Origin of the sequence: Primorskyibacter sedentarius (assembly GCF_004342065.1) — a bacterium.
GTDB lineage: Bacteria > Pseudomonadota > Alphaproteobacteria > Rhodobacterales > Rhodobacteraceae > Primorskyibacter > Primorskyibacter sedentarius.
Map to the genome: position 1 here is coordinate 18,526 of NZ_SLZU01000008.1, position 25,484 is coordinate 44,009.

General features: G+C 60.7%; 25 protein-coding genes and 1 pseudogene. 18 read left to right on the top strand and 8 right to left on the bottom strand.

Annotated elements, in window-relative coordinates:
- Positions 1–5: 5 nt before the first annotated feature.
- From EDD52_RS12085 to EDD52_RS12120, 8 genes and pseudogenes are all read left to right on the top strand, one after another.
- Positions 6–797, top strand: coding sequence for an ABC transporter ATP-binding protein (locus EDD52_RS12085; protein ID WP_132245288.1), 792 nt, complete (start codon positions 6–8; stop codon positions 795–797).
- A 23-nt stretch (positions 798–820) separates the two neighbouring features.
- Positions 821–2,383, top strand: coding sequence for an ABC transporter permease (locus tag EDD52_RS12090; protein WP_132245546.1), 1,563 nt, complete (start codon positions 821–823; stop codon positions 2,381–2,383).
- Positions 2,380–3,417, top strand: coding sequence for a glycosyltransferase family 4 protein (locus tag EDD52_RS12095; protein ID WP_132245290.1), 1,038 nt, complete (start codon positions 2,380–2,382; stop codon positions 3,415–3,417). The genes EDD52_RS12090 and EDD52_RS12095 overlap by 4 nt, the downstream gene beginning before the upstream one ends.
- 445 nt (positions 3,418–3,862) lie before the next feature.
- Positions 3,863–5,479 (top strand): OpgD/OpgG family glucan biosynthesis protein, encoded by a 1,617-nt coding sequence (locus tag EDD52_RS12100; RefSeq protein WP_243651923.1) that lies wholly within the window; start codon positions 3,863–3,865, stop codon positions 5,477–5,479.
- Positions 5,479–5,661: a hypothetical protein gene (locus EDD52_RS12105; RefSeq protein ID WP_132245292.1), complete on the top strand. Its 183-nt coding sequence runs from the start codon at positions 5,479–5,481 to the stop codon at positions 5,659–5,661. Before EDD52_RS12100 ends, EDD52_RS12105 begins: the two co-directional genes overlap by 1 nt.
- Before the next feature lie 13 nt (positions 5,662–5,674).
- On the top strand, positions 5,675–7,483 hold the full coding sequence (mdoH, locus tag EDD52_RS12110; RefSeq protein ID WP_132245294.1) for a glucans biosynthesis glucosyltransferase MdoH: 1,809 nt from the start codon (positions 5,675–5,677) through the stop codon (positions 7,481–7,483).
- Positions 7,470–8,672 (top strand): OpgC family protein, encoded by a 1,203-nt coding sequence (locus EDD52_RS12115; protein WP_132245296.1) that lies wholly within the window; start codon positions 7,470–7,472, stop codon positions 8,670–8,672. Before mdoH ends, EDD52_RS12115 begins: the two co-directional genes overlap by 14 nt.
- Positions 8,673–9,007: 335 nt before the next feature.
- Positions 9,008–9,187, top strand: a pseudogene (locus EDD52_RS12120) (hypothetical protein); the annotation flags it as partial.
- Positions 9,188–9,605: 418 nt separating this feature from the next.
- On the opposite strand, the gene EDD52_RS12125 reads toward EDD52_RS12120, so the two are convergent.
- Positions 9,606–10,001, bottom strand: a complete 396-nt coding sequence (locus EDD52_RS12125; RefSeq protein ID WP_165907528.1) for a pilus assembly protein N-terminal domain-containing protein — start codon at positions 9,999–10,001, stop codon at positions 9,606–9,608.
- Positions 10,002–10,279: 278 nt separating this feature from the next.
- Between EDD52_RS12125 and EDD52_RS12130 the strand changes: the two genes are divergently transcribed.
- From EDD52_RS12130 to EDD52_RS12150, 5 genes are all read left to right on the top strand, one after another.
- Positions 10,280–10,480, top strand: a complete 201-nt coding sequence (locus EDD52_RS12130) for a Flp family type IVb pilin (RefSeq protein ID WP_207906016.1) — start codon at positions 10,280–10,282, stop codon at positions 10,478–10,480.
- Positions 10,481–10,607: 127 nt separating this feature from the next.
- On the top strand, positions 10,608–12,050 hold the full coding sequence (locus EDD52_RS12135; RefSeq protein WP_132245300.1) for a TadA family conjugal transfer-associated ATPase: 1,443 nt from the start codon (positions 10,608–10,610) through the stop codon (positions 12,048–12,050).
- Position 12,051: 1 nt separating this feature from the next.
- Entirely contained in the window at positions 12,052–13,041 is a 990-nt protein-coding gene (locus EDD52_RS12140; RefSeq protein WP_132245302.1) for a type II secretion system F family protein, read from the top strand.
- Position 13,042: 1 nt separating this feature from the next.
- The gene (locus EDD52_RS12145) at positions 13,043–14,014 is read left to right on the top strand and encodes a type II secretion system F family protein (protein WP_132245304.1); all 972 of its coding nucleotides are present in this window, start codon (positions 13,043–13,045) and stop codon (positions 14,012–14,014) included.
- 61 nt (positions 14,015–14,075) lie between these two features.
- A complete protein-coding gene (locus tag EDD52_RS12150; RefSeq protein ID WP_165907529.1) occupies positions 14,076–15,323 on the top strand; it encodes a pilus assembly protein TadG-related protein in 1,248 nt (415 codons plus the stop codon).
- Between the two features lie 3 nt (positions 15,324–15,326).
- Here EDD52_RS12150 and EDD52_RS12155 read toward each other — a convergent pair whose 3' ends face one another.
- From EDD52_RS12155 to EDD52_RS12165, 3 genes are read right to left on the bottom strand one after another with little or no spacing between them, the layout of a single operon-like run.
- Positions 15,327–15,602, bottom strand: a complete 276-nt coding sequence (locus tag EDD52_RS12155) for a hypothetical protein (RefSeq protein WP_132245308.1) — start codon at positions 15,600–15,602, stop codon at positions 15,327–15,329.
- Positions 15,589–16,974 (bottom strand): type II and III secretion system protein family protein, encoded by a 1,386-nt coding sequence (locus EDD52_RS12160; protein ID WP_165907530.1) that lies wholly within the window; start codon positions 16,972–16,974, stop codon positions 15,589–15,591. Before EDD52_RS12160 ends, EDD52_RS12155 begins: the two co-directional genes overlap by 14 nt.
- A gap of 37 nt (positions 16,975–17,011) precedes the next feature.
- Entirely contained in the window at positions 17,012–17,512 is a 501-nt protein-coding gene (locus tag EDD52_RS12165) for a tetratricopeptide repeat protein (RefSeq protein ID WP_132245312.1), read from the bottom strand.
- Between the two features lie 200 nt (positions 17,513–17,712).
- On the opposite strand from EDD52_RS12165, the gene EDD52_RS12170 reads away from it, so the two are divergent.
- From EDD52_RS12170 to EDD52_RS12190, 5 genes are read left to right on the top strand one after another with little or no spacing between them, the layout of a single operon-like run.
- Positions 17,713–18,213 carry an A24 family peptidase gene (locus EDD52_RS12170; protein WP_165907531.1) on the top strand — a complete coding sequence of 167 codons (501 nt, stop codon included), beginning with the start codon at positions 17,713–17,715 and terminating at the stop codon, positions 18,211–18,213.
- A 52-nt stretch (positions 18,214–18,265) separates the two neighbouring features.
- On the top strand, positions 18,266–19,153 hold the full coding sequence (gene cpaB, locus EDD52_RS12175; protein ID WP_132245316.1) for a Flp pilus assembly protein CpaB: 888 nt from the start codon (positions 18,266–18,268) through the stop codon (positions 19,151–19,153).
- A gap of 42 nt (positions 19,154–19,195) precedes the next feature.
- On the top strand, positions 19,196–20,458 hold the full coding sequence (locus EDD52_RS12180; protein ID WP_132245318.1) for a CpaE/TadZ family protein: 1,263 nt from the start codon (positions 19,196–19,198) through the stop codon (positions 20,456–20,458).
- The gene (locus EDD52_RS12185) at positions 20,455–20,919 is read left to right on the top strand and encodes a TadE/TadG family type IV pilus assembly protein (protein WP_132245320.1); all 465 of its coding nucleotides are present in this window, start codon (positions 20,455–20,457) and stop codon (positions 20,917–20,919) included. Before EDD52_RS12180 ends, EDD52_RS12185 begins: the two co-directional genes overlap by 4 nt.
- A complete protein-coding gene (locus EDD52_RS12190) occupies positions 20,919–21,320 on the top strand; it encodes a TadE/TadG family type IV pilus assembly protein (protein WP_132245322.1) in 402 nt (133 codons plus the stop codon). The genes EDD52_RS12185 and EDD52_RS12190 overlap by 1 nt, the downstream gene beginning before the upstream one ends.
- A 173-nt stretch (positions 21,321–21,493) precedes the next feature.
- Here EDD52_RS12190 and EDD52_RS12195 read toward each other — a convergent pair whose 3' ends face one another.
- The 4 genes from EDD52_RS12195 to EDD52_RS12215 form a co-directional block, all read right to left on the bottom strand.
- Positions 21,494–22,960: an ABC transporter permease gene (locus EDD52_RS12195; RefSeq protein ID WP_243651924.1), complete on the bottom strand. Its 1,467-nt coding sequence runs from the start codon at positions 22,958–22,960 to the stop codon at positions 21,494–21,496.
- Positions 22,961–23,026: 66 nt separating this feature from the next.
- Entirely contained in the window at positions 23,027–23,224 is a 198-nt protein-coding gene (locus tag EDD52_RS12200) for a hypothetical protein (RefSeq protein WP_207906017.1), read from the bottom strand.
- Between the two features lie 341 nt (positions 23,225–23,565).
- On the bottom strand, positions 23,566–23,973 hold the full coding sequence (locus EDD52_RS24375) for a GFA family protein (protein WP_132245324.1): 408 nt from the start codon (positions 23,971–23,973) through the stop codon (positions 23,566–23,568).
- A 231-nt stretch (positions 23,974–24,204) separates the two neighbouring features.
- A complete protein-coding gene (locus EDD52_RS12215) occupies positions 24,205–25,398 on the bottom strand; it encodes an NADH:flavin oxidoreductase/NADH oxidase family protein (protein ID WP_132245327.1) in 1,194 nt (397 codons plus the stop codon).
- Between the last annotated feature and the right edge of the window lie 86 nt (positions 25,399–25,484).

A 25,484-nucleotide genomic window follows, 5' to 3' on the forward strand; every position in this document is an offset into this window, starting at 1 on the left:
CCGGGATGACCCGGAGCCCTGATATCCGACTTCACGGCGTGTCGAAGATCTTTGGCAGCAGCCCGTCTGCGGTTGAGGCTGTGGCGCCCCTCGACATTGTCTTGCAGGGAGGCGCGGTCACCGCCTTTGTCGGCCCTTCCGGATGCGGCAAGTCCACCTTGCTACGGCTGATCGCGGGGCTGGAAGTGCCGACATCGGGCAGCATCGCCATCGGCGCGGAAAGCCCCGATGATGTGCGACGCCGTGCGGGCCTTGCCATCGCGTTTCAGGATGCCGCCCTGTTGCCGTGGCGGACGGTAGAGCGCAATGTCGCGCTTGGGCGCAAACTGTCGCGACGGTCGCGTGACGCCGGTGCAGATGCTGATCTGATCCGGCTGGTGGGTCTTTCAGGCTTTGAACGCCGCCGTCCTGCGGAATTGTCGGGCGGGATGCGCCAACGCGCCGCTATTGCCCGCGCACTGGCCGGGGGGCCGGAACTCCTGCTGCTGGACGAACCGTTTGGCGCGGTCGACGAACTGACCCGCGAACGTCTGAACCTGGAGCTTGCGCCGCTATGGGAAGCACGGGGTGCGACCGTACTTCTTGTCACCCATTCTGTGGCCGAAGCGGTGCGGCTGGCAGATCGCATATTGGTGATGTCACCGCGTCCGGCCCGTATCGCCGCCGACATCGACGTGACCCTGCCGCATCCCCGCGACGCCGGCGTGCTGCGGTCCCCGGCTTACCGTGAAGCCTGTGAAGTGGTTTCCGCAGCACTCCGCGACCTGCCATTGACCGAAGACCTTGCCGCAGAATGAAGCGACCCTCTCATACCGCCCCGATGCGGAGGCCATTTCTGCGCCCCGAAACAATTGTGCAGATACTCACGATATTTGCGCTTCTGGCCATCTGGGAAGGTGTCGCGCGCGCCACGGCTGATCGTTTCGTCCTCGCCGCGCCAAGCGATATCGCCGCCTATGTCGCAGACAATGCCCCGCTCTTGTGGCGCGCTCTTTGCACGACATTCCTTGCGGCGGCGCAGGGGTTTTTCTGGGGCAACCTCGCCGGATTCGCGCTGGCGCTGGCCGCCGTTTTGATGCCACGGACGGAGCGGGTTCTGGCCACGTTGGGGCTTTTGGTGTTCTGCCTGCCGCTGGTCGCGACCGGGCCAATCCTGCGTGTGCTATATGGCCCCGGCAACGGGCCGCAAGTGACACTTGCGGCGCTGGCGGTGTTCTATACCACCTTCCTTCCCGCTCTTGTTGGCCTCCGCGCCGCTCCGCGCGACTGGTTTGACCTTGTGCGAAGCTACGGCCACGGACGGCTGATGGTGCTTGGTCAGGTGCGTCTGCCAGCATCGATCCCCTACCTCGCTGCAGGCCTTCAGATCGCCGCGCCTGCCGCCCTTCTTGGGGCCATGGTCGGAGAATTCACCGGGGCTGAACCTGGGCTCGGGGTGCTGACGATCCGTGCGATGCGAGCACTCGACCTGTCGGCCACCTGGAGCATCGCGGTAATTGCCGCAGGGGTCTCTGTTCTCGCCTTCCATGCGGTAGGCGCGGTCGGGCGATGGCTCGACCTTTCCCCGCCCTCGGTCCTGCTGGCACCGCCGGTCGACCGCCGCCCGAGCATCTGGCAGATCGGCGCGCCGATCCTGGCGCTGACCATCGCGCTGGCGTTGTGGCAGGGCCTTATGGATCTCTTCGACCTGTCGCCATTCTTCGCCAAGCGGCCCGGTGATGTCTGGACCTATCTGTTTGCCGACCCCGCCTCAGCAAAGCATCGCGCCATTCTGGCGTCTGCCTTCTTGCAAACCATGACGTCGGCCCTTCCCGGCTATATCGCCGGTCTCGGGCTCGGCGCCGGGCTGGCCGCACTTCTCACGCTCGCGCCACGGATTTCTGCGGTTTCCATGCCCATCGCCGTGGCTCTTCGCTCCATCCCAATCGTCGCCACCGCGCCGTTGATCGTCTGGGCACTCGGGCGCGGCACGACCGGCACTGTCGCCGTTGTCGCCGTGATGATCTTCTTTCCCACCCTCGTCGCGTGTCTTCACGGGCTTGCGCGCACTCCACGCCGGATCCTCGACATGTTCGCAAGCTACAACGCAGGCCCAATGCGCCGTCTGTTCCACGCGCAGCTTCCAGCGATGCTGCCTGCCTTCTTCGCCTCGGCCCGGATGGCGATTCCGGCGGCGATCCTTGCTGTCACCACCGCCGAATGGCTTGCCACGGGCCGGGGGCTCGGCGCGTTGATGGCGACCACCGCTTCGACTTCGGACTATGGTATGCTCTGGAGTGCGATCGCACTTATCGGTCTTGCCGCCATCTTCGCCCACGAAGCAGTCGCGGTGGTGGAACGCGCGGTCCTGAAACGCACCAGTGCCGAGCAGCTAGCCGCATGAGACCCTGCGCCCTCGCAATCCCCGGCGATCACCATCAGAAGACGGGTGGTTATATCTACGAGCGGCGCCTGCTTGAAGAGTTGCAAGCCAGCGGGCGTGATGTCCGCCACATTCAGCTGCCAGCCAAGGCCGCGGCTGCCGACCCTGGCACCCAGGCTCGCCGCGTGACGGAAGCCGCGCTGGCCGCATTGCCGCCAGACCTGCCGCTAATTCTCGACGGGCTCGCCTTCGCCGCGATGCGTAGCAAAGACCTCGCTCGCCTTCCCAATCCGGTGGTCGCGATGCTGCACCATCCGATGGGGCTGGAACATGGGTTTACGCCCGAGGTTTCAGACATGCTTCTGGCGCAGGAAGCCGCGAACCTGTTCCACGCAGCGCATGTGGTCGTGACCAGCCCCCATACACGCGACGCCTATATCGGCCTCGGCGCGGACCCGGCGCATATTACAGTCGCACTTCCCGGGCATGACGGCCCGCGCGATCTGCCGCTTGAGGATACAGGGCCGAACATTCTGTCAGTCGGTCTTCTCGCCCGGCGCAAGGGCCACGATGTGCTGATCCGCGCACTGGCCCTGATTGCCGATCTCGATTGGCACACTCGCATCGTTGGCAAGACACATGATCCGGCTATTGCGACCGAATTGGCCGCGCTGATCGTCGACCACGGGCTTCAGGACCGTGTTGAACTGGTCGGAGAACTAAGCGACGACGCGCTGTCCGCAGCCTATCGGACGGCGCGCATCTTTGCCCTCGCCACGCGCCACGAAGGCTATGGCATGGCGCTGGCCGAGGCCTTGATACACGGGCTGCCCATCGTCTCATGCGCCGTGGGCGCGGTGCCGGGAACGGTCGGAAACGCCGCGCTTCTCGCCCCGCCCGATAGCCCGAAGGCATTTGCACAGCACCTCAGGTGCCTTCTTACATCTGCCACCATGTGCGAGGAACTTGGTGCAAGGGCCCGCGCACGCGGACTCGTCCTGCCCAGTTGGAAGGAGACTGCCGCAGTGATGGCTGGGGTGCTGGATGGACTATAAGAGCAAACAGCCCTTGAAGCCATGTACGGTGGTGGTTTGACCGCATCCGGCGTACGAGCGTCTCTTTATAACGACTTGGCATGGGACCGTCCCGACCCAGTCACGCTCCACACAACCCCGTTGCAGCACCGGAAGCCGTGCTGCCGCCTTGGGCACTGGATAACAGATGTTGCCAATTCGGTCTCTTTTTGATCGGTCTGGTACTTTGGATGACGATTGCCCCATCCGAAACAGGCGATTTTCCACCGACGGGCGCACAATCTTTGGGCTGGAATCTCGCCGCAATCCCGCGTGCTATTGAGGTTCACCCCTTGGCTTGAGCGAAGCTTTGCCGATTTGGGCCTTTGATGCGGATATTCGTGTCGGACTCCGTTACCACTCCTTGTATATTCTGCGCCGCAGCATTGATATAGTAACGTTTCGTCAGGAAGTTCGGAGTGTTCTGGTGCCTTATAATAACAACGCGTTCCAAAGTTTGCTCTCGCGCCGCGGCGTCATTTCGGGGCTGTTTTCAACCGTTGCGTTGGGAGCCTTGTCGCACCCGCATGCAGGGCTTGCGCAAGAAGCGGCTACGTTCCCGACAACGGCAGAGCCTGAAAAGACAGCGTTCGATTTTGAGCTTTTGACCGAGATGATGCGCATGGCCGCAGACCAGCAGCCAAAGCCCGCAGAAGCCGTCGAAGGTTTCCTCACGGAGTTTGACTACGACGATTATCAACGCGTGCGTTTCGATGCGTCCCGGACCCGCTGGGCCGAGTTGGAAAACGCCCGGTTTCGCCTGAACGCCTTTCATCTCGGGTGGCTGTTCAACGAGCCTGTGCACCTCAACGAGGTGGCAGATGGCATGGCGACACCGATGCGGTTTTCGACAGCGGATTTCGACTATTCCGATGTTAAGACTCAGATCCCCGAAAATTTCGAGATGCCCGGCGTAGCGGGGTTTCGGCTTATGACGCCGCTCAACCGTGCTGACCACTACGACGAACTTGCAGCCTTTCTGGGGGCGAGCTATTTTCGCGCGCTTGGGCGTGACAACCGATACGGGCTGTCCGCACGCGGTTTGGCCATCAACTCCGGCATGCCCGGAGGTGAGGAATTTCCCCGCTTCACCGATTTCTGGCTTGAACGTCCGCATGCCGAGTCCGAGACGGTCATTCTATATGCCGCGCTCCGCTCGGCTTCGGTGACGGGGGCGTATAAATTCGTCATAACACCGGGCGAGACGACGGTGATGGAGGTGACGGCAAGGCTGTTCATGCGCAAGACCGTGCAGCAGCTCGGCATCGCCCCGCTGACCTCGATGTTCCTGTTCGGGGGGGCTGATCCGGGTGAATTCAACGATTTCCGGCCCGCGGTTCACGACAGCGACCACCTTGTTCTCAATACTCGAAACGGTGACACGTTCCTGCGTCCCCTGACCAATCCAACCCGCCTGGAGCACACTTATCTTTCCGCAGAGAACCCTGTTTCCTTCGGGCTGATACAGCGACAGCGCGAGTTCGATGAATATCTCGACGCCCAGGCGCATTACGAACGCCGCCCGTCCTTGATGGTCGAGCCTGTCGGAGACTGGGGGAAGGGCGCCGTCCGCTTGATGGAAATCCCGACCGATCTGGAAGGGAACGACAATATCGTCGCCTATTGGGTTCCGGACGCAGCACCCGCGAAGGGTGAAAGCCTCGAAGTGTCATATCGTCTGCATTGGGGCATGGCGCCAAGCGGCGACAGATCTTCAAGCCGCGCCCGGATCGTGCGCACCCGTATAGGCAAGGGCGGCGTGTCTGGCGTCGAAGGAACAACCGACCGGATCAAATTCGTTGTGGATTTTGAGGGCGGTTTGATTGGGAACCTTCCTGACGATGCAGACGTTGCACCCAAGGTTACCGTTCTGCGCGGCGACCTCGTCGAAACGATTTTGTCGCCAGTGGATGGGACGGATTTGTGGCGGCTTGTCATCGAAGCCGTGCCGGAAGATCCCGCGACAACAATGGAATTGCAGGCCGCGATCAACGGATTCGGGCGCAACCTGTCCGAGACGTGGCTTTATCAATGGAAAGTCTGATGACCGGAACGACAGAACTGAACGGAACCGCGAACACCGCCATGTCGAGTGATCCCGACACTTGGGGACCGCCGGAGGCTCCGCTTGTCATGCCACTCCAGCAGTTGGAACGCCGCTCTGGCCAGGCCTGGAACTTCAACCCGCTCCGCCTCTTCTTTGGCGGGTCAACAAATCTGACCTAGTACGAGACCAGATGTGAGCGCTAAATCTGATCTTTCTCCCGATGCCGCCACGGTCCGGGCGCGGTCCGTTGCGATTGCGTTCGCCGCGAGCTGTGCTCTGGGGGCGTGCTTGCTGGTGGCTGAAGCCGATCATCAGGACGGTTTTCAGATTTGGGATGCCTTTCGCGCAGCTCTCATCTTGCTGACCACGGGTTGGCTGGCATGGGGTGCAGCACTGGGCCTGACCGGGCTTTGGTCAAGACCCCGACCCCCGCTCGCAAATTCCCCCACGCCGGTGGCAAGCTCGACACCGTCGACTGTCGTATTGGTCCCGATTTGCAACGAAGATCCTGTTGCGACCTTCGCGAGGATCGCTGCAATGGATCGGTCCATACGCGGAGCGGGTCTGGGGTTGGACATCGTCATTTTGTCCGACACGCAGTCTGACAAGAAGCAGGCAGCCGAACACGCGGCGTTTCGGATGCTGATTGCCGAAACCGCAGGTGCCGACCACATCTATTATCGTCATCGTGAGAACAATCGCGGGCGCAAAGCTGGAAATGTAGAGGATTTTATCGTCAAATCCGGCGGCGCTTACGATTATGCCGTGACGCTTGATGCCGACAGCCTGATGTCAGGAGAAGCCTTGGCCGAGTTGATCCGGCGCATGGATGCGGACCCGAAACTCGGGCTGCTTCAAACCCTGCCACGGATCATTGGCGCGCGCAGCTTCTTTGGCCGCGCGATGCAGTTCGCCGCCTCTTTCTACGGGCCGGTCTTCACCCGCGGACTGGAGCGGATGCAGGGTGCCACGGGGCCGTATTGGGGTCACAACGCCATCATCCGCGTTATGGCATTCGCGCAATCCTGCGGGTTGCCGGAGCTTTCTGGAAAGCCGCCTTTCGGCGGTCACGTCCTGTCACATGACTACGTCGAAGCGGCGCTGCTCGCCCGCAACGGCTGGAAGGTTTTGGCCGATAGCAGCATCACCGGGTCCTTTGAAGAGTGCCCGGAAAATGTCCTGTCCTACGCTAAGCGCGACAGGCGCTGGTGTCAGGGCAACCTTCAGCACATGCGGCTTCTATTCGCGCCGGGGCTGGCGAATTGGAGCCGCTTTGTCTTTGTCCAGGGCATTTTCGCCTATCTCGCCTCGGTTTTCTGGGCCATCTTCCTTGTCAGCACGGTAAGCGGTGCAGTGCTTGCGCCCGAACCCGACTACTTTCCCGAAACCTTCCAGCTATTTCCGGCTTTTCCGTCGGATCGTAGCCGGGAAATCCTGGCATTGGCGCTTGGTATCATAGGACTGTTGATCTTGCCGAAATTCGGGATCCTTGCAAATGCGGCGATGACGGGCCGGGCACGTGGATTTGGCGGAGCGGACCGGGTAACCGCATCAGTTGTGCTCGAGATTCTTCTGACGTCGGCCCTGGCGCCAATCATGCTTGCATATCAGACGCGCGCCGTATGTCAGGTGCTGTTGCGGCACGATGGCGGCTGGCCCGCCAATGCCCGAGGCGAAGGAAGCCTGACGCTGACCGAGGCCACGCGATCCTCGCTTTGGATTGTAGCGGCAGGGATGTTCGCCCTTGTGGCAACGTGGAAATTTGCGCCAGATCTGCTATTTTGGTTGCTTCCAGTGACGCTGCCAATGGTTGCCGCGCCGCTGCTGATCTATTGGACATCGCACCCGTCCGGACTGGGTTACTTCACGGTTCCCGAAGACCGGGACGAACCGCCAATTGTTGCGGCGTTTCGTGACGTTCACGCGCGCTGGCGCAGCCATATCGATGCCCCTTCTGCCGATGACGTCCTGCCGACTGAGGCGTCCCATGTCCCAGGTTGACGCGTTGAGCCGCCCTCTTCAAAGACCACGTGACCCCCGGATTGACGCGTTCCGGGGGTTGCTTTTGGTCATGATCTTCATCGATCACGTGCCGGGCAACTGGTACGAGAACCTCACCCTGCGCAATCTGGGCTTTTCCGACGCTGCCGAGAGCTTTTTCATGATGTCCGGCATCGCGGCGGGGTTGGCCTATTCATCCGGTATCGCGCGCTGGCGCGAAGCCGGCCTTTGGCAAGGGATCGCCCCGGTGTGGAAGCGCGCATGGGTGCTCTACCTCTCGCATATCTTCCTGACATTGGCTGGAATTGCAATTTTTGCCATTGGCGCCGAGGCTTTCGGTTTGACCGAGCTCCTGACCAAGAACAACCTGCGTCAGGTCTTCGAAAACACCGGCCCCGCGATCATTGGTATCGTCACGCTCGGGCACCAAATCGGGTATGTCAACATCCTGCCCAGCTACAGTGTCCTGCTGCTTGTCGCACCTTTCGCAATCCTCTTGGGTCAACACAGGCCATACGTGCTGTTATCTTTGGCGGTGATAATCTGGTTCTGCGCAGGGCTTTTTCGCATGACTTTTCCTGCCTATCCCAATTCGGGCGGTTGGTTCTTCAATCCTGTGGCCTGGCAGCTGATCTTTACATTTGGACTTTTGACGGGGATTTCATTGCGCGACGGCAAGCGGTTCGTCCCCAGAAGCCGGGTCTTGTTTGCAGTGTCGGTAACATGGCTCGTCATCGTTCTGGCGTGGCGGTATGTCCCCGATTTTGGTCCGGCGCTGAACCACAAGATGGCGCAGCTTGGGTCACTCGGTGTGCCCTTCCACATCACGTCACACGACAAGACATACTTGCCGATGCTCCGCTTACTCCATGCCTTGTCGCTCATTTACGTCCTGTCCTGCCTGCCAATCGTCACTCGCATCAGCGCACATCCCTGGGTCGAGCCGCTACGCCTCATGGGCCGACAGGGTCTGCTCGTGTTTTCTGCTGGTGCTCTGCTGTCACTCGCCGGTCAGGCGACGCTTGTATTTTTCGATGACGTGGCGGTTGTGCCGTGGCTTTTCGTTCCGGCTGGAATTCTTGCGCTTTGGGCCATCGCATGGCTCGGCGATTGGAAACGACGCGCAGGGCAAGTTCAACGTCGTCCGGTCGAAGATGCGGGCCATGCGGGATCTGCAACAAATTCGTGACCTACAAATTGTACGGCTTTCACGAGATTTCTAAAAAAAAATGGCTGCCGCCTGTAGGACCGACAACATGCTGTTCGGTGATTAGCGCCACCACATGCCGGGGCTGAACTCCGGGTTCTATTGTGTCGACGTCTACCCGGTTTGGGTCAAATGCTGATGCCGAGATCCCGCAGCTGCGGCCCAAACTGATCCTCGCCATGGGCGCCACCGCGACGCAATGCCTGTCTGCCAGTGGCTCCAACAACCTGTGTCGGCGCGGCAAATTTGAAGTCGAGCTGGATAGAGCGCTCGTGCTGATCATGAACCGGAGGGTAGCACCCTCAAAGGATGAGCCCTATGACGAAGACACGAACGGCGCCTTTTTTCAGCTTTACTCGCAACCCTTTGCCGGTGGCATGTTCTTCGAAATTGTGCAGCGCAAGGAAGGATATGCAGGGTATGGCGCCCCCAACGCGCCCTTCCGGATCGCCGCGCAAAAACGGCTCATGCGTCCAAAGGGTATGCCAAAGAATTAGACGGCGTGGGTGTCGCCCGTACATCTTCGGACACATGCGAACAGAATGCTCCGCCCAAAGCGTCGATTTCCACTGACCCAGATCGGAGGGACGGCTGCGCGCAAGGCTTTCGGGTTGCTGAATTTTGATACTCAGCGATTTTTTTTCCAAAAAATTGAGAGGCTTACGATTCCAAGGCGTAACGATTTCCCGTTAGTAGAACGATACGGGTTAACAGACTTTGTCGGGTCATCCGATCATGCAAATCGCCATAGCCGGATAGCCAAATCCCATATTTTTTTGTAATGAACCGGTGGTCCCGCGTTCCGCCAAAACCTTGCCATGCTGGCGTAATAAGTCAGCCGAAGACTGCTCGGGATACAGCCCGGCCGCGCGCCCCCCCAACCGTCTCCATCATGCCTTTGTTGATGGAAAGTTCTCAGGGGTTAAGACCGTCCAATTCGCGGATCTGTCGGCAAGTCGGGTTGCACGACACAATGCTGCGCATAGTACCACGGTAGATACCCGCGCGATGCTGGGTTTCTTCGCTGACCAGAATGTCCCATTGCGTCTGGATCGTCCCGTTTGCGTCCAAAAGGATGATGTTGGTCCGCCCGGCAGCACGGGCCGTCAGCACAAGGCTGGTTGCATTGATGACAGATGTCGACACGATCGCCGGATCACCGACGATGACGGTGTCGAATGGCGCCGCAACCGCCTCAACCTGCGCCTCCCCCGCCGTGAGCTTCAGCAAAAGAGGCCGCACAGATCCGCTGCGAGACGCTTCCTGCGCGTGCAAGGGTGAAATCATCGAACCCAGAATCAGTGCTGCCATGGCAGCGCGGTAGAAAAGATTCCGGACCTCTATACAGGGTCTCATGATGGCAGCTTTCGGGATTGTGCGCATGGTGAGTGACTAAATGCTCTCTTAGTTCACAAGCGGTTAACACCGCTCTTTTCACGATATTTTTCCTGCGCTTCGCTGAATTCAACACATTCAAAACGTCCTACCCGAGAGAGAAGTCCCTTAAATTGCTTTATATTCTTAAAGTGACGCGTTTCGAACGCTGTGGCTAGGGTGAAGAGGTCATCAAACATTCGAAAGGTAATGAAATGCTTTCCCTGACAACGAAAATCCAGTCCCTTCTGGCCGACAATCGCCGTATGCTCGCCGACCGGAACGGCGCGACCGCCATCGAATATGGCCTGATCGCAGCCGGCGTTGCCCTTGTCGTCGTGGCAGCCATGACGCTTCTCGGCCCGCAGCTTACCGCAACCTTCGGCAAGCTCACTACAGCGCTGACGCCGACCTAAGTCACCGTGGGCACAACATGATCCGGGTCGTCCAAAGCGCCCCGGATCTGCATTTCCAACCACGCCATTCGTGTCCGGAAATCTTTTGACACGAACCCAGCCACGCAATGCACTACAGGAGGCAGACGTGTCATTCGGACGGGCTCTCCCGATCAACAGGATACGGCAGAACGATCACACGCCGGATGCCCTCCCCCCGACTGCCCCGCCAAAACCCGCTGGACAATCGCGGGATAACGCTGCCCCTCCGGCAACGGCCGCCACTGATCAAAGCGAATTCTATGCGGTGAAATCCGAGGTTTTCGTCGCGCTAGTCGACGCGGTCGAACTGTCGCGCATCGCTCATACCAGCGCCGAGAAGGCCGCCAAAGAGATCGGCGCCGTGGTCGGCGAGATCATTCAGGAAAAGCGCTTGCCGCTGTCGACGGCTGAGCAGGAAGCACTCGTTGCCAGCATTGTCGATGACGTGCTGGGATACGGGCCGCTCGAGCCATTGCTGCGCCGCGACGATATCTCTGACATCATGGTCAACGGCGCCGAAGACATCTTCATCGAGGTCGACGGGAAGACCCGGAAGACTGACATCCGGTTTCAAAGCAATGAACATCTGCTGAACGTCTGCCAGCGGATCGTCAGCCAAATCGGACGTCGGGTCGATGAAAGCTCGCCGATCTGTGATGCGCGCCTTCAGGACGGCAGCCGGGTCAATGTGATCGCGCCGCCCTTGGCCGTAGACGGTCCTACGCTGACCATCCGGAAATTCCGCAAAGACAAGCTGACCTTGGAAAATCTCGTCGGTTTCGGGTCAATCACTGAAGAAGGGGCAGAGATCCTTCGGGTTATCGGTCGCGTGCGCTGCAACACGCTGATCTCCGGCGGCACGGGGTCGGGAAAAACCACGCTGCTCAACTGCCTGACGCGTTCGATAGACGCAGATGAACGCATCGTGACCTGCGAAGATGCGGCAGAACTGCAATTGCAGCAGCCGCATGTGGTGCGGCTGGAAACGCGGCCGGCAAATATCGAGGGCAAGGGCGAGGTCACCATGCGCGATCTTGTCAAAAACTGTCTGAGGATGCGGCCCGAAAGGATCATCGTGGGCGAGGTGCGCGGCGGCGAGGCGTTCGACCTGTTGCAGGCGATGAACACCGGTCACGATGGCTCCATGGGCACGCTGCACGCGAATTCTCCGCGCGAGGCGCTCAGCCGGATGGAGTCGATGATCGCAGCGGGCGGGGTGAACCTGCCGCCGCGCACGATCCGCGAGATGATCGTCTCGTCAATCGACGTGATCGTGCAGGCCAGCCGTTTGCGCGACGGCCGCAGGGTCATCACCCATATCACCGAGGTCCTGGGGATGGAGGGAGATGTGATCACCACGCAGGATCTCTTTATCTACGAAATTACGGGCGAAGATGCGGATGGCAAGGTTGCTGGCCGACACCGTTCTAACGGAGCAGGCAGACCGGGATTCTGGGACCGGGCGCTCTATTACAACGAACAGGAACGGTTGACCAAGGCGCTGGACGATTCCGACCGACGGATCAAGCGAAGGGGGTTGGATAGCTGAGATGGCCCCGAACGTGGATCTCTTTCTTTTGATCGTTGCCGGCCTTGCCGCCAGTTCTGTGGCAGGTGGGCTTTTCGCAGTGACCCTGCCGCTCTTCTCGGTGCACAGGGCGCTTGCGCGGCGGATCGATGCAATCTCGCGCGAAATCGTCATCGATACCGGCGCCGCTGGCGATGGGCGGTCGGCAGAGCACCGATCCATAAAGGAGACGCTCCGCGAGGTAGAAGAGGTGCGCCGTGCACGCAACCGCCGGGTGCTGATCCGACGGCTCCGCGAGGCGGGGCTCAACTGGTCGAAGCCACGTTATTATCTGTTATCAACCTTGCTCGGCCTGATGGGCGCCGCCATCGGTATCCTGCTCAACGACGGGCTGGTGGTTCCGGTGGGATTTGCGGCGGGGTTTGGCGTTGGCCTGCCCAGCCTTATGCTCTCGATCCGCAAGACCCGGCGCATCAAGGCGGCAAGTGCGGAATTCCCGACAGCGATCGACATCGTGGTGCGCGGCGTGAAATCCGGATTGCCGCTCCGCGACTGCCTGCATATCATCGCGAACGAAACGCGCGATCCGTTGCGATCCGAGTTCCAGAAAATCCTGAACGACCTCAACGTAGGCCTGCCGATGGGCACTGCGATCCAGCGCTTCGCTGAACGCGTGCCGCTGACAGAGGCCAATTTCCTTGCCATCGTCATCACCATCCAGTCGCGCACCGGGGGCAGTCTGGCAGAATCGCTCGACAACCTGTCGAACGTTCTGCGCGAGCGCAACAAGATGCGTGGCAAGATCAGGGCGATGAGTTCCGAGGCCAAAGCCTCTGGCGCGATTATCGGCGCGTTGCCGATCCTTGTCGCGGGGATCATGACGGTCACCAGCCCCGACTACATCTCGGTTCTCTACACTGAAACCACCGGCAACATGATCCTTGCCGCCTCGGGCCTCTGGATGGGGACCGGCATTCTGGTCATGCGCAAGATGATCGCCTTCGATTTCTGACATGCTCCATTTATTCGCTGACATGATCGAAAACCCCGAACGGATGATCCCCGTCATAGCGGCCCTGTCGGGCATCGCCGGAGTTCTGGCAACGGCCTTGCCCTACCTGCGCCGCGATAATTTCGGCCGACGGCTTGCCTCCGTCGCCGAAGAACGCGGGCAATTGGCCCAACGTGCGCGCAATGAACAACGGGGCCAATCCGAAACACAGAAGCTGCGCCGCAACGCGCCCAAACGGACCTACCAGGTGATCGTCGACGCGCTCAACCTGTCGGCAAAACTCGAAGACGCAGGCATCGCGGCGCGGCTGCAACGCGCAGGGTTCCGGGGGCGCCGTGCCGTCATCCAGTTCCTGGCCCTTCGGATCATCATGATGGTTGCCTTCGCCGTTATTGCCCTGTTCTACAGCACCGTCGTTCTTAAGCTGCCTTACCCTCTGCCAGTTCACCTTCTGATCGGCGTCGCTGCGGCGGCGATTGGCTATGGCGGCCCCGCTCTTTACGTCACCAACACCATTTCGAAGCGGCAGTCAGAGATCAGGCGAAACTGGCCAGACTCGCTTGATCTGATGCTGATCTGCGTGGAATCCGGGATGCCGATCGAAGGGGCGTTTCGCAAGGTCGCGGAAGAAATCGGCGCTTCCAGCCCCGTTTTGGCGGAAGAGCTGAGCGTCACGACTGCCGAGCTCACCTATCTTCAGGATCGAAGAAACGCCTATGAAGGGCTCGCGCGGCGCACAGATCTGGAATCGGTCCGTGGCGTTGTGACCAGCTTGATCCAGGCCGAGAAACACGGCACACCGCTTGGCCGGGCGCTGCGCGTCCTGGCACAGGAAAGCCGCGACCAGCGGATGGCCGCAGCCGAAAAGAAAGCAGCGTCGTTACCGCCAAAGCTGACAGTGCCGATGATCTTGTTTTTCCTGCCCGTGCTGTTCGCCGTGATCATCTCGCCCGCCATCATGGAGATCTTCTGACATGTGGCGGCGAGCGTTTTCATGGTCCTCGCTTGGGTGTCATCTGCCGGTTGGCAGGTTGTTGCGTGACGAAAAGGGCAACATCGCCATCATCGGCGCATTGACGCTCCCCCTTCTTGTTGGCGGTTTCGCCTTGGGGGCGGAGGCGGGGTATTGGTATTCCGAACAGCGCAAGCTTCAGAATGCCGCCGATATTGCTGCGCATGCGGGGGGTGTCGCGCTGCGATCTGGCGCAAGCGTGGCCACACAGATCGCCAGCGCCCGTGACGTCGCTGCGGCGTCCGGCCATGACGCGGCATTGGGCGCGCTCGTGCTGAATTCGCCCCCCCTGGCGGGCGCCTATACAGGCGACCCCACAGCCGTCGAGGTTATCCTCCCCCGCCTGCAAGAGCGTTACTTCTCCAAGGCGATCACCACCACACCGCTGCGCATGGCAGGGCGCGCCGTCGCCGCAATAACCGCCGGATCGCGGGCCTGTTTGCTCGCCCTGTCGCCCACCAGCGCAGGCGCGGTCACGGTGACCGGCTCTGCCGAGGTCCGGTTCACCGGTTGCGACATTGCGTCGAATTCCAATGCAAGCGATGCCTTCCTGATGTCGGGAGGTGCAGCCGTGGTCACAACCGGCTGCGTTCATACGGTCGGCGGGGTCAGCGCCACCGGCAACCTTACCCTGACAGACTGCGCAACGCCGCATCAGCAGGCGCCAGTCGTCCGCGACCCATATGCAGGCATGGCCGAACCGACGGTCACCGGCACCTGTCAGCCATCCACCACCGTCGGCAAGAACAACAAGTCAACGCAGCTGACCCCGGTTGAGAACCATCCCAGCGGGCTGAAATCCATGCGGTTTTGCGGAGGGTTGAAGCTGCTTGGTGACGTCGACCTTGATCCGGGGCTTTATATCGTTGATGGCGGTGATTTTGAATTGCGCGCAACCACCGTGGCACAAGGTACTGACGTGACCTTCTACCTCACCAATGGCGCGCGCGCGGTGATCAACGGCAGCGCCACGCTTGACCTCTCCGCCCCCACGACAGGCCCTTTCGCGGGCGTCATCATTTACAGCAGCCGCGGTGACACGTCCGTGTCACATAAAATCAATGGCAATTCGAGCTCCATCTTAAATGGCGCTGTTTATTCACCGGCTGCAACGGTCGAGTATTCGGGCAATTTCGGTGGGGCGGGCGGTTGCACGCAGCTTGTGGTCAACACCATCACCTTTACCGGAAATTCAGAGCTCGTCGTGGACTGTCAGGCCGCAGGGACGCGCGATGTGATGGTGAATGAAAAGGTCGCGATAGTCGAATAGGGATCAGCCCTCTTCGCCCTCGGTCTGCGTCAATGGCGCCTGCGGCTCGGCGGGCGCGCCTGTCTGATAGCGGTCGATGACGCCGGAAATCCGTTGCCCCTCGCCACCGGGGTTGGCCGTTTGTCGATACCCCGCGCCGGGATTGACGGTTTGCACCTCTACGTTGTGACGCGGCGCGATCCCCGCGACGGGCGAGACACCGTCAGAGGCCGTCATCGGGTCCACGCAGCCTGCCAGCAGAAGGCAGGAAAGAAGAGCCGCGCGCCTATTTCCCGACATGACCCGGCTCCGGCACGTAGACGTCCTGACTAATGACATGGCCAAACGGACCATTAATTCCCTTGCGCCGCAGCTTGCGCTGCAACTCGCCTCGGGTCATCTCGGCCTTGCCATACAGGAAATAAGTACGCTCGTCGGTCAGGATCGCGCGATCCAGCGGCGTTGCCAGCTGCTTGCGGTTGGCAACCGGCCGGGTCAGGCGTGGTGTGACGATGATCACCAGATCTGTCTCCTCCTTCTGGAAAGAGGCGGAGCGGAACAGCGCGCCCAGAACAGGCACATCGCCGAGCCATGGCACCTGCTCTTGGCGGCGGATGTTATTGCGTTGCAGCAGCCCTGCGATGGCAAAGCTCTGCCCGTCGCCCAGCTCGACAGTCGTACTGGCGCGGCGGGTCGAGAAGGAGGGCAGCTCTATCAGTCCGGTATTATAGGTGTTGGTCAGGTCGATCTGGCTGACCTCCGGTTCCAGCGTCAGATTGATCAGGCCATTGCCCAGAACAATCGGTGTAAAGCTGAGCCGGACACCGAATTCCTTGTATTCGATCGTAACCTGGCCGTCGCTTTCGGCCACCGGGATCGGAACTTCGCCACCGGCAAGAAAGCTGGCCGTTTCGCCGGAAAGCGCCGCAAGGGTCGGTTCCGCCAGATTGCGGGCAAGCCCTTTCTGTTCAAGCGCCTGGATCAGCAGATCGACATCGGTTCCGCTGTCCAAAAGCGAGGCCAGCAGGCTGCCAAAGGGCAAGCCATTGCCGAGCTGCCCCCGACCGGTGCTGAGTGTCGAGCCGCTGGACCCCCGGACGTTGAGATTGACGCCAAGATCGCGCCCGGCATCGCGGGATGCCTCGATGATGCGCACCTCAAGAAAGACCTGCTGGGGGCTGGAAACCCGCAGCGCGTTCACGACCTGGCCTGCGCCATACTGCTCGGCAATCTCCATCACGCGGCTTAGTGTCACCGCGTCCGGCACCGTCCCGTGCAGACGCAACCGTCCGTTTACCGATTGCACGCGAATATCCGCACCCGGTGCAGCCGTCCGCAGCGTTGCAGCCAGATCGCCGGTATCGACCGTCACTTCCAGATCGATCAGGCCCGTGGGGTAATCGCCGCCGGCAAAGACCTGCAGGTTGGTGTGCCCTAACCCCCGGCCCAGAACGTAGAAAGAGCGGGGCGACGTCAGGACCACGTCGGCAATCTCCGGATCGCCCACAACAAGGTTTTCCACGTCGCTATCGGTCGTGAAGACCTGCGATTGGCCGACCGGAAGCTGAACCTTCTCTGCGTAGAGATTGGCAACCGAAAGCGACGTAGACCCGCGCCCTTGCGCTGTTGCACCTTGGGGCTGCGCCAAGAGGCAAACGGACGCCAATGTCATGAGGGCAAATGCCAATCGCGGAAGGCGGCGATACGCTTTAACCATCTGACGCATCGCGCACTATCTTCAGGTTTGTCTGGACCACCGGATGTCCCGGGCTTAGCGCGTCGGCCTGCGAGAAATTGACAGAGGCCTTGCCCAACTCTCCCCTCAGCAGCTGCGAAAAGCCGACATTGTTGTAATAAAGGAAGTTCTTGTCATCGATCTTGCGGCAGGCACCATAGGCTTGATCGGCCAGATCGAACCGGTACAGCCAGTCATAGGATGCGGCCAGCCCCAAACAGGCTTCCATGTTGCCCGGATCAGTCTCAAGGGCCTGCTGGAAATAGCGCGCCGAGAAGCCGAAATTTCCGGTCTCGAAGGCTGTCCGCGCCGCAGCGATCTCTCCGCCCGAGGCGACGTCCGGCACGGAGGCCGGCAGATCCCTGCGCGGCTGGTCGGCGTCCATCATGCTGCACCCGACGCCAGCCAGCATCATCGTGATAAGTGCCCCCGTCAGGACGGGCCGACCTCGTCTGCCGTTGCCAAACTTCGTCAATGTGTCGCCTGCTCTTCTTGCCACCGGAGTCCGAGTGGGGTTTTCCTCAATAATTCGCACAAGGCGGGACCCCTGTATAGCGATTTCAATCAATGCGGGTGAATTCTGTGGCGAATTAGCCGCATGTTAGGATACCGATGTTAGGCAGTCGGGTGGTCGTCTTTGCATGTCGGCCGCCTGTCCACCCTGAGGTCTTCTCCATGCTCATGTCTTCGCCGCTATTCGCGCTGGCCGCCACCGTCTTTTTCGCGGGCTGTGTGTTTGTTGCAGTGTCGGATCTGCTTTGGCGTTACATTCCCAACCGCGCCGTTCTGGGTCTTCTTGCAGGGGTGCCATTGCTGGTGGCAGATGGCGGGCTGCCAATCGCGGCGCTTGCCGTGTCGTTGGTCCTTTCGGCGGGTTTTCTGCTCGTCGGAACGATCCTATTCGCGCGCGGTTGGATCGGCGGTGGCGACATAAAGCTGATTTGCGCGCTGATCCCCTGGTTCCCTCCGGTTGAGGCAATTCTGTTCGTGTGCCTTGCACTGATTTGGGGAGGGTTCTTGGCAGTCGCGACATTGGCCCTGAAACACGCATCCGAACGCGGATTTGTCAGGATCGGCGTCGCGCAGAAGCGTCTTCTTTCTGCCGAGCTATGCGTGCCTTACGCCGTTTCGATAGCGGCCGCAGGAATATATATGTTCGTAGAAGTATGGCTTTGATTCAAAATGGAATTTTAAGACCTTCTTAGCACAATCGGCCGAGATTGGCGGGATGTTGCGAGTCGTTATCCTCCTTTTTGCGCTTGGTGCCGGTGGCCTCGCCGCCTGGCTGTCGGCGAGCTATCTCAGCCAGCAACCGCAAGTCGTCGAGGTCCAGGTCGAGGTTCCAAAGGCGGACGTGTTGGTGCTTGATCAGAACTTGCCGCGCGGGTCGGTCTTGGCAGCGGGAGATCTGCGCTGGCAGGAACTGCCGCTCGAAGCCCTGCCAGACTTGGCGATCCGTCGCGATGCCATGCCAGACGCGGCAGAGGACCTTCTGGGTCGTGTCGCGCGGGCGGACCTGATGAAGGGGGACGCTCTGCGCCTGACGAGTCTTGTGGATGGTGGCGCAGGCCTCATGTCGCTGGTTCTTCGCCCGGGCATGCGTGCGGTCGGCCTGCGGATCACCGTCGACAAGATCGCCGGCGGCTTTATCCTACCAGATGACAAGGTCGATATCCTTCACACCGTCGTGCGCGACGTTGATGGCGACGGCAAAGCAACGGGGTTGAGCCGCACGATACTCACGAACGTGCGGGTGCTTGCCATTGGTCAGGTGTCTGCCCGCAGTGCCGCGAAAAACACGGATACCGGTGAGATGGTCGAAACCGGCAGCGACGTGACGGCCTTTGGCGAAACCGCCACCGTCGAATTGACCCCTGAACAAGCCGAAATCATCACCGCCGCAGCGTCTTCCGGTGCGCTTTCACTATCCCTGCGTGCGGTATCGGACTTCGGGGAGACCGCGATTGGCGCAGACGCCATCATTGAAGGGCCGAGTCGACTGGAAGAACCTGTCACCGTCACCCTCGAAGATGAGCCTCAGCGCCCCGAAAAACTCGCCAGCACCATCCGGCTGATCGATGGGGGCGAAACCCGGACGATCACTTTGAAGAACTGACGTAACGAAGAAAGCACGGTCTACGACAAGGAACCGGCATCCATGGCCAAATTCGAAGAAATCGACAAGACTGCGGCGGCCGCGATCAGCGCCCCAAGCCCAGCGTCCTTCGTGCCGCAAATCACCATTGGTGCCTTCACACTGACGGACGCGATGCACGATGTCATAACCGCGGTTGCGGCCGATCGGCGAATGTCGCGCGCTTCGGTAACCTGCAGCCGCGGCGGTATAGACGCCGCGATCCGCAAATATGCAGAGCAATTCGCCCCGACAGTGTTACTGGTCGAGGTCGGCGATGACGAGGCAACGCTTATGGCAGAGCTTGATAGCCTGGCAGAGGCCTGCCCGCCGGAAACGCTCGTCGTGGTGCTTGGTGCTTGCAATGACGTCCGGTTGTATCGCGATATGCGGCGCGCCGGGATCAGCGAATATCTCGTCACCCCGGTGACGCCGCTTGATCTGATCGAAACCCTCGCTGCTTTATTTGAGACAGACGTGGTCGAAAAGCGCGCCAACGTCACGGCCTTCTTTGGCGCACGCGGTGGCTGCGGCAGTTCGACCCTGGCGCAGAACACGGCCTTGGCGCTCGCCTCAACCTGTCACAGCCCGACCTTGCTCATCGATTTCGACCTCGCTGGCGGAACCGCGGCGTTGCGGTTGGATCTTGAGGCCGTAGCGACTGTGAAAAGCGCTCTGAAAGAAGGCGGTCGTCTGGATCGCGCGGCGCTTGATCGAATGGTCCTGCGCAAGGATGGTGGTTTCGCACTCCTCGCCTCTCCCGCAGACCTGACAGATATCTACAATTACGAAACATCGGATATTCGACGCCTCATAGATGTGTCGCGGGGAATGGCCTCCCATGTCGTTCTGGACCTGCCTTCGGGCTGGACGAACTATGTCGCAGGCTTCATGGAGCTTGCGGATCAGATCGTGCTTGTAGCAACGCCGGACCTTGTATCACTGCGCAATTGCGGCCGCATCGTCGCACTCCTGCGCAAGGTCCGTCCGAACGACCCACCTCCTCGGGTCGTCCTGTCCCAGACGGGCATCCCCCGTAACCAACAGGTCCCGCCGCAGCAGTTTGCCAAGAGCCTTGGCTTGACGATATCCGTTGAGGTTCCCTTTGATGCCGCGCTTTTCAGCGCTGCAGAAAACGAAGGACATCTGATGATGCAGAAGGCACCCGGAAGCTTGCCCGGTCGTCGCGTTGCAATGATCGCGTCAGCCCTGAACGGGCAAACCGACGGGCGGGGCGTCACGGCAAGACCGTCGATGATGAATAGGCTCTTCCGGAGGCTCCATTGAAGGGCCGACTTGCCCAGCGCTGGCTGCTGCGTCGTCTGGCGCGGGATCGTCGTGGCGCCTCGGCAATCGAGTTCAGCGTGATAGCACCAATTATAGCTGCAGGACTGCTCAGCACGGTCGACCTGGGCCGCGCAATAAACGAACGCATTTCGCTCGACAACTTGCTGCGCGTTGGAACCCGGATCGCGATGACCGATCCCGGTGCCGGAGTGGTCCGAGCCGCCATCGGAATCGCGGATGACAGCCAATCCCATTCGAACGATCGCAGCGCCCTGTCGCTCGATGTCCTGCGCTATTGCGCCTGCCCCGATGACAGTGCCAGCGCCGTTCCCTGTTCGACCACCTGTTCCGGTTCGGCTCCGACGGCCATATTCTACCGCCTGACCAGTACGGCCACATTCGACGGCATGCTCCTACCGCCGATAAGCATCGGTGCCGACAGCCGCGTGCGGATACGCTAATGCAAATGCCGCCTCCACTGGCCTCGGTGCTGAGCGACAGGCGCGGCGCGTCGGCGTTGGAATTCGCGCTATTGGCGCTCCCCTTTATCCTCTGCCTGCTTGGTACGCTGGAATTTGCGCGGCTATCCTTCTATCAGGCGTCGCTTTCAAACGCTACTGCGGCGGCAGCCAGGTTCATTCTTCTCGATACCGGATCAACTGCCGCGACGCTTAAGCAAGACATGGCCGCGCGGATATTCAATGCGGATCCAGATCGCCTGACAGTCACCTACTCCGAAGCCACAAGCGACGGTGTCGTCTACCTGACCGTGACAGCCAGCTATGATTTCGAGTTCATGATTGCCCGGCTGTTCAACACTGGGATCCCGCTTCGAAATGAAACTGTGGTGCCGGTCTTGTAAAACAAAGCCGATCAGGGTGTTCCTACGTCACTGTATCACAACATCCGAACATAACATCTTCTTGTGGGAGCCTCTAATGCGCACATTACAAAGCCCGCATTCTTCCCATACATCTGGTGAACCGGGTTCAGGCAGAATTGCACCGCGCCGTGTTTTCCCGAAGCTCCAACTCTTTAGTAGGGTGGAGCACCAAGAAAGCGACGACGACCAAGTATTCCCTCGAAGCCAAGGTCGAACCGTACGCTGGCAGCATGGAGGACGGGTACGGAAACCGACCCGGCCGAAACGGTCAACGCGCTGCTCAAGGCAAGATACGCTAAAAGGTTGCCGACGCCGCGCCCCGTCGCAAGCCATTCAGCGATCATCACCCCCAGCAATGCACGCGGCACCGTCAGGCGAGTGGCTGCGAAAAGGTAAGGCAGCGAAGCCGGAATCACCACCATACGCATCGTAGTCCACCGGGTGGCGCCATAGGCGCGCGGCAGGTCCTCGGCGCTGCGCGGCACCAAAGCGATGCCCTGCGCGAGGGTGACGAAGGCCGGAAAGAAGGTGACAGAGATCGTGATCCAGAGCGTCAGCGACGTGCCACGCCCGAGGATCAGCACCAAAAGCGGCGTCAACGCAACCAGCGGCATGGTCTGTGTAATCAGCGCCACCGGCATAAGGGCCTGGGTGAAGCGGGGCGACAGTTTCGACAGGATGGCCAACACAAAGGCGAAACTCAGACCAGCGATCATACCGGCAAAGGTAATCGGCAGGGTTTGCGCCAGTGCCGCCAGCAACTTGGTCTGAGCTAAGTCCGCCGAGGGCGCGAGAAAGAGATAGGCGAACACGTCCCCCGGCGTCTTGGCGATCATTGACGGCGCGCCGCTGAGCTTGATAAGCGCCCACCAAAGCAGGAACGGCAAGGCCACGGTTGCCAGCGCCATTACAATGCGTGCGAACATGGTACCGCTCTCGGGCTTGCCCGTGGGCACGGCGGTGTTGAGCGTCACCGCCTTGGTCGCCCCCAGCACCTTGCGTGACAAAAGGGCAAAGCCCGCATAGCTGAGCCCGGCGATCAGCGTCGCGACCAGCCCGATCCCCCAGAGGCGGTCCGGCTCTCCACGTCCAAGCGAACCCAGAAGGTAGGTGCCCAACCCCCACCGTCCGCCGCCGCCGAACTCTGCCAGAATCGCGCCCAGAACGGCGTTTGGCGCAGCAACACGCAGCCCGGCCAGAATCGACGGCACCGCACCGCGAAACTGCACCAGTCGCAAGACCTTCCAGCGCGAGCCGCCATAGGCGCGGATCACGTCCTCGGCGCGGCTGTCCGCCTGCGCAATGCCGATCACGGTGGCGGTCATGGTAACGAAGTAGACACCCAGGGCGGCCAGCGTGATGCGTGGCGCCATGCCCGACATCGTCAAGGCAAGGATCGGTGCGATAGCGATGGGCGGCAGCGCAAAGGCCGCGATGTTGATCCCGCGAAACAGGCGCAGCATCGGCGGCGACAGGGCAAACAACACTCCCGCCGCAACGGCCACCACATTGCCGATCAGGAACCCCGCGATCGAGGCCTGAAGCGTGGCAAGTACATGACCGGGGTAATCACCCCGGTCATGCCAGAGCCGGAAAAGGATGTCACTTGGCGGTGGCAAGGCCCATGGCGGCAGTGCCTGGAAAGGTGCGGCGATTGAGCATGAGTGTACTCCTTTTTGAGAATTTCAGGCGAGGCCCTGCAGGCGCTGAAGCTCTTGCAGGGGCGGTGTTTCAGTGATCTGTTTCGGTTCGAGCAGCAGCCATATCACACCGGTTGGACGTTTCGCAGGGCGTTCTACCACATGGGTGCCGCCGGGGGTAAAGATCTTGTCCACCAGTATGTCGGTCTCGGAAGGCTGCAATTGCTCTTCGATGATCTCCATGCTGCGGCTGCTGGCCCTGTCCTACCTGGGCCAGAATCCCGACGCCGTAAGCCAGCGCATCGCCACGCTGGACGCCATCAACGAAGAACTGGATTTGTCAGAGTAAGCGGCGGCCATTGGTTGACCTTCGTCGGCTGTGAACTGCCCGGCTTCGGCCGTCGGGGCAACCGGCCCTACCCAGACAACCATCGCAGGCTTGGCCCGTCGCGGCGCCGGTCGTGGGTGCGGCGCTTCGGGCATCGCACCGCGCATTGGCATTTGACCGTGAGCGTGCGGAAGATGCAGATGGTAGCTCCCTTCCCGAATGACCGCGCCGTAAGAAGCGCGCACGTCGCTGTCGGTCAACCGGGCAAGCCGTCGAACCATTCAAGAGAGGCGAGGTCGGTATCCCAATTCGCGCGGCTCGCACCGCAGATATGCGCAACAGGTCGCATAGGGACAGGGCTGTCGAGCGACCCAGCCGGTACGACAAACATGCCATCCGTCGCCTGATGAAATGGCAATGCCGAACCGCAACGCGCGCAGAAACACTTCACGTGTCGCGACCCGGGCAACTGAAATCTCTTCACGCGTTCTTCGCCCGTCAGCCATCTGATCTTCGCAGCGGACAAAAACAGGTTCGCCGAATGAGCCGAGCCACTGTCTTTTCGGCAACGCGAGCAGTGACACAGAAAGAAGCTCTCGAACGCTCCTGAAATCTGAAACTTCACAGCGCCGCACAGGCACTCTCCGGTCAACAGATTGTCCATTCACATTCTCCTTCAAGCCACCGGAAACCTGTAGATATATCGACGATCCGTACCCTTGGATAAAACCAAGATCAAATCGCTTGTGAAAGCGTGGCCTCCGGCTTTGGAAGGCAACGACCGGTGCCGGGCTCAGATCTGACCTCTGCGCCTGCCCTGCCCCGCAATTCGTCGCTTGGCGCCGCCACCGGGAAGCCGGAGATTAACCAGCCTCGCCTTGTCGCCAGTTGCAGGTCACGCCCTGAACTGTGCGTTCCATATATCAATTCGAGCGGTGTCGCGCTGTTCATAAGCCTTCATTTCGGCGTGCAAATCTCCGACATCCGAAGCCTCGCGATCCTCGCCCATCGCCGTCAGGCGCATCGTGTACCACGCCGTGATCCCACCTTCCGGCGGGTCGGTGAACTTTGGAAAAACGGGGTCGCCAGCACTGCCTGACCGCCATCGGTTCGGCAGCGTCGGATCAAGGACGAGCGCGCGGGCAAGGCCCACCATATCGACGCCCCGTTCAAGGGCTTCGGTCGCGTGCGTCAACGTCTTGAAGCCACCCGTAACCATCAGGGGTATGCGGGTCAAAGGGCGGGCCTTCTCGGCAAAATCAAGGAAATACGGCCCTCCGCCCGCGCTATCAGAGGCCGACCGGGCCCCCGGAAAGTAGGTCCCGCCGCTGATGTCGATCAGGTCAATCCCGGACCCGGCCAAAGCCGCGATCACGGCGAGGGCATCGACCTCTGCAAAGCCGCCCTCCAGCTGGTCGGTCGCATTCAGCTTGATCGCAACCGGGAAGCGCGGCCCGACCGCGGCGCGGACCGCTTCCACGACTTCAAGCAGCAACCGCATGCGGTTCGTGATGGAGCCGCCATATCCATCATCACGCCTGTTGAACAAGGGGGAGAGGAACTGGCTCAGCAGAAAACCGTGGGCCGCATGAACCTGAACGCCGCCAAAGCCAAGATCCTTCGCCTGCCGCGCGGTTCGTGCAAATTCGGATGGCAATGCGCTCACTTCCTCCGGCGTTAACGCCGCGCAGGTCAGGCCGGGGATGTCAAGCGCACTCGGCCCTTTCGGGTTGCTGATCGGAGGGTAGGCCATTGCACCCGCGTGGCCGAGTTGAAGCCAAAGATGCGCCCCGTTGACGGACCCACTGCTGGCGAGGGCGCGAAGCCGGTCGATGTCGGACGCTGGTCCAAGAACGAGGTTCCCCGGTTTCTCTGCGAAATTCGGGTTGCCCTGCACCTCTCCGATGATCGAGGCGGCCAGCCCGCCCTCGGCCCAGCGCTCATACAGCCGGATCTGCGCATCCGTCGGATTGCCGCGACCATCGCCAAGCGAGTCCGACATCGCAGACTTGGCAATGCGGTTCTTCAAAATCGTGCCGCAGGGCAGTTCGAGTGGTTGGAAAAGGAGGTCTGTGCGTTGGGTTTGCATGGAACAAGCCATAGCCTGAAGACCCGGGCATGTCTTCATGTGAAACTCTTCTTACGCGCCGCCGAACGCGTCGGGTATCGCTCCCT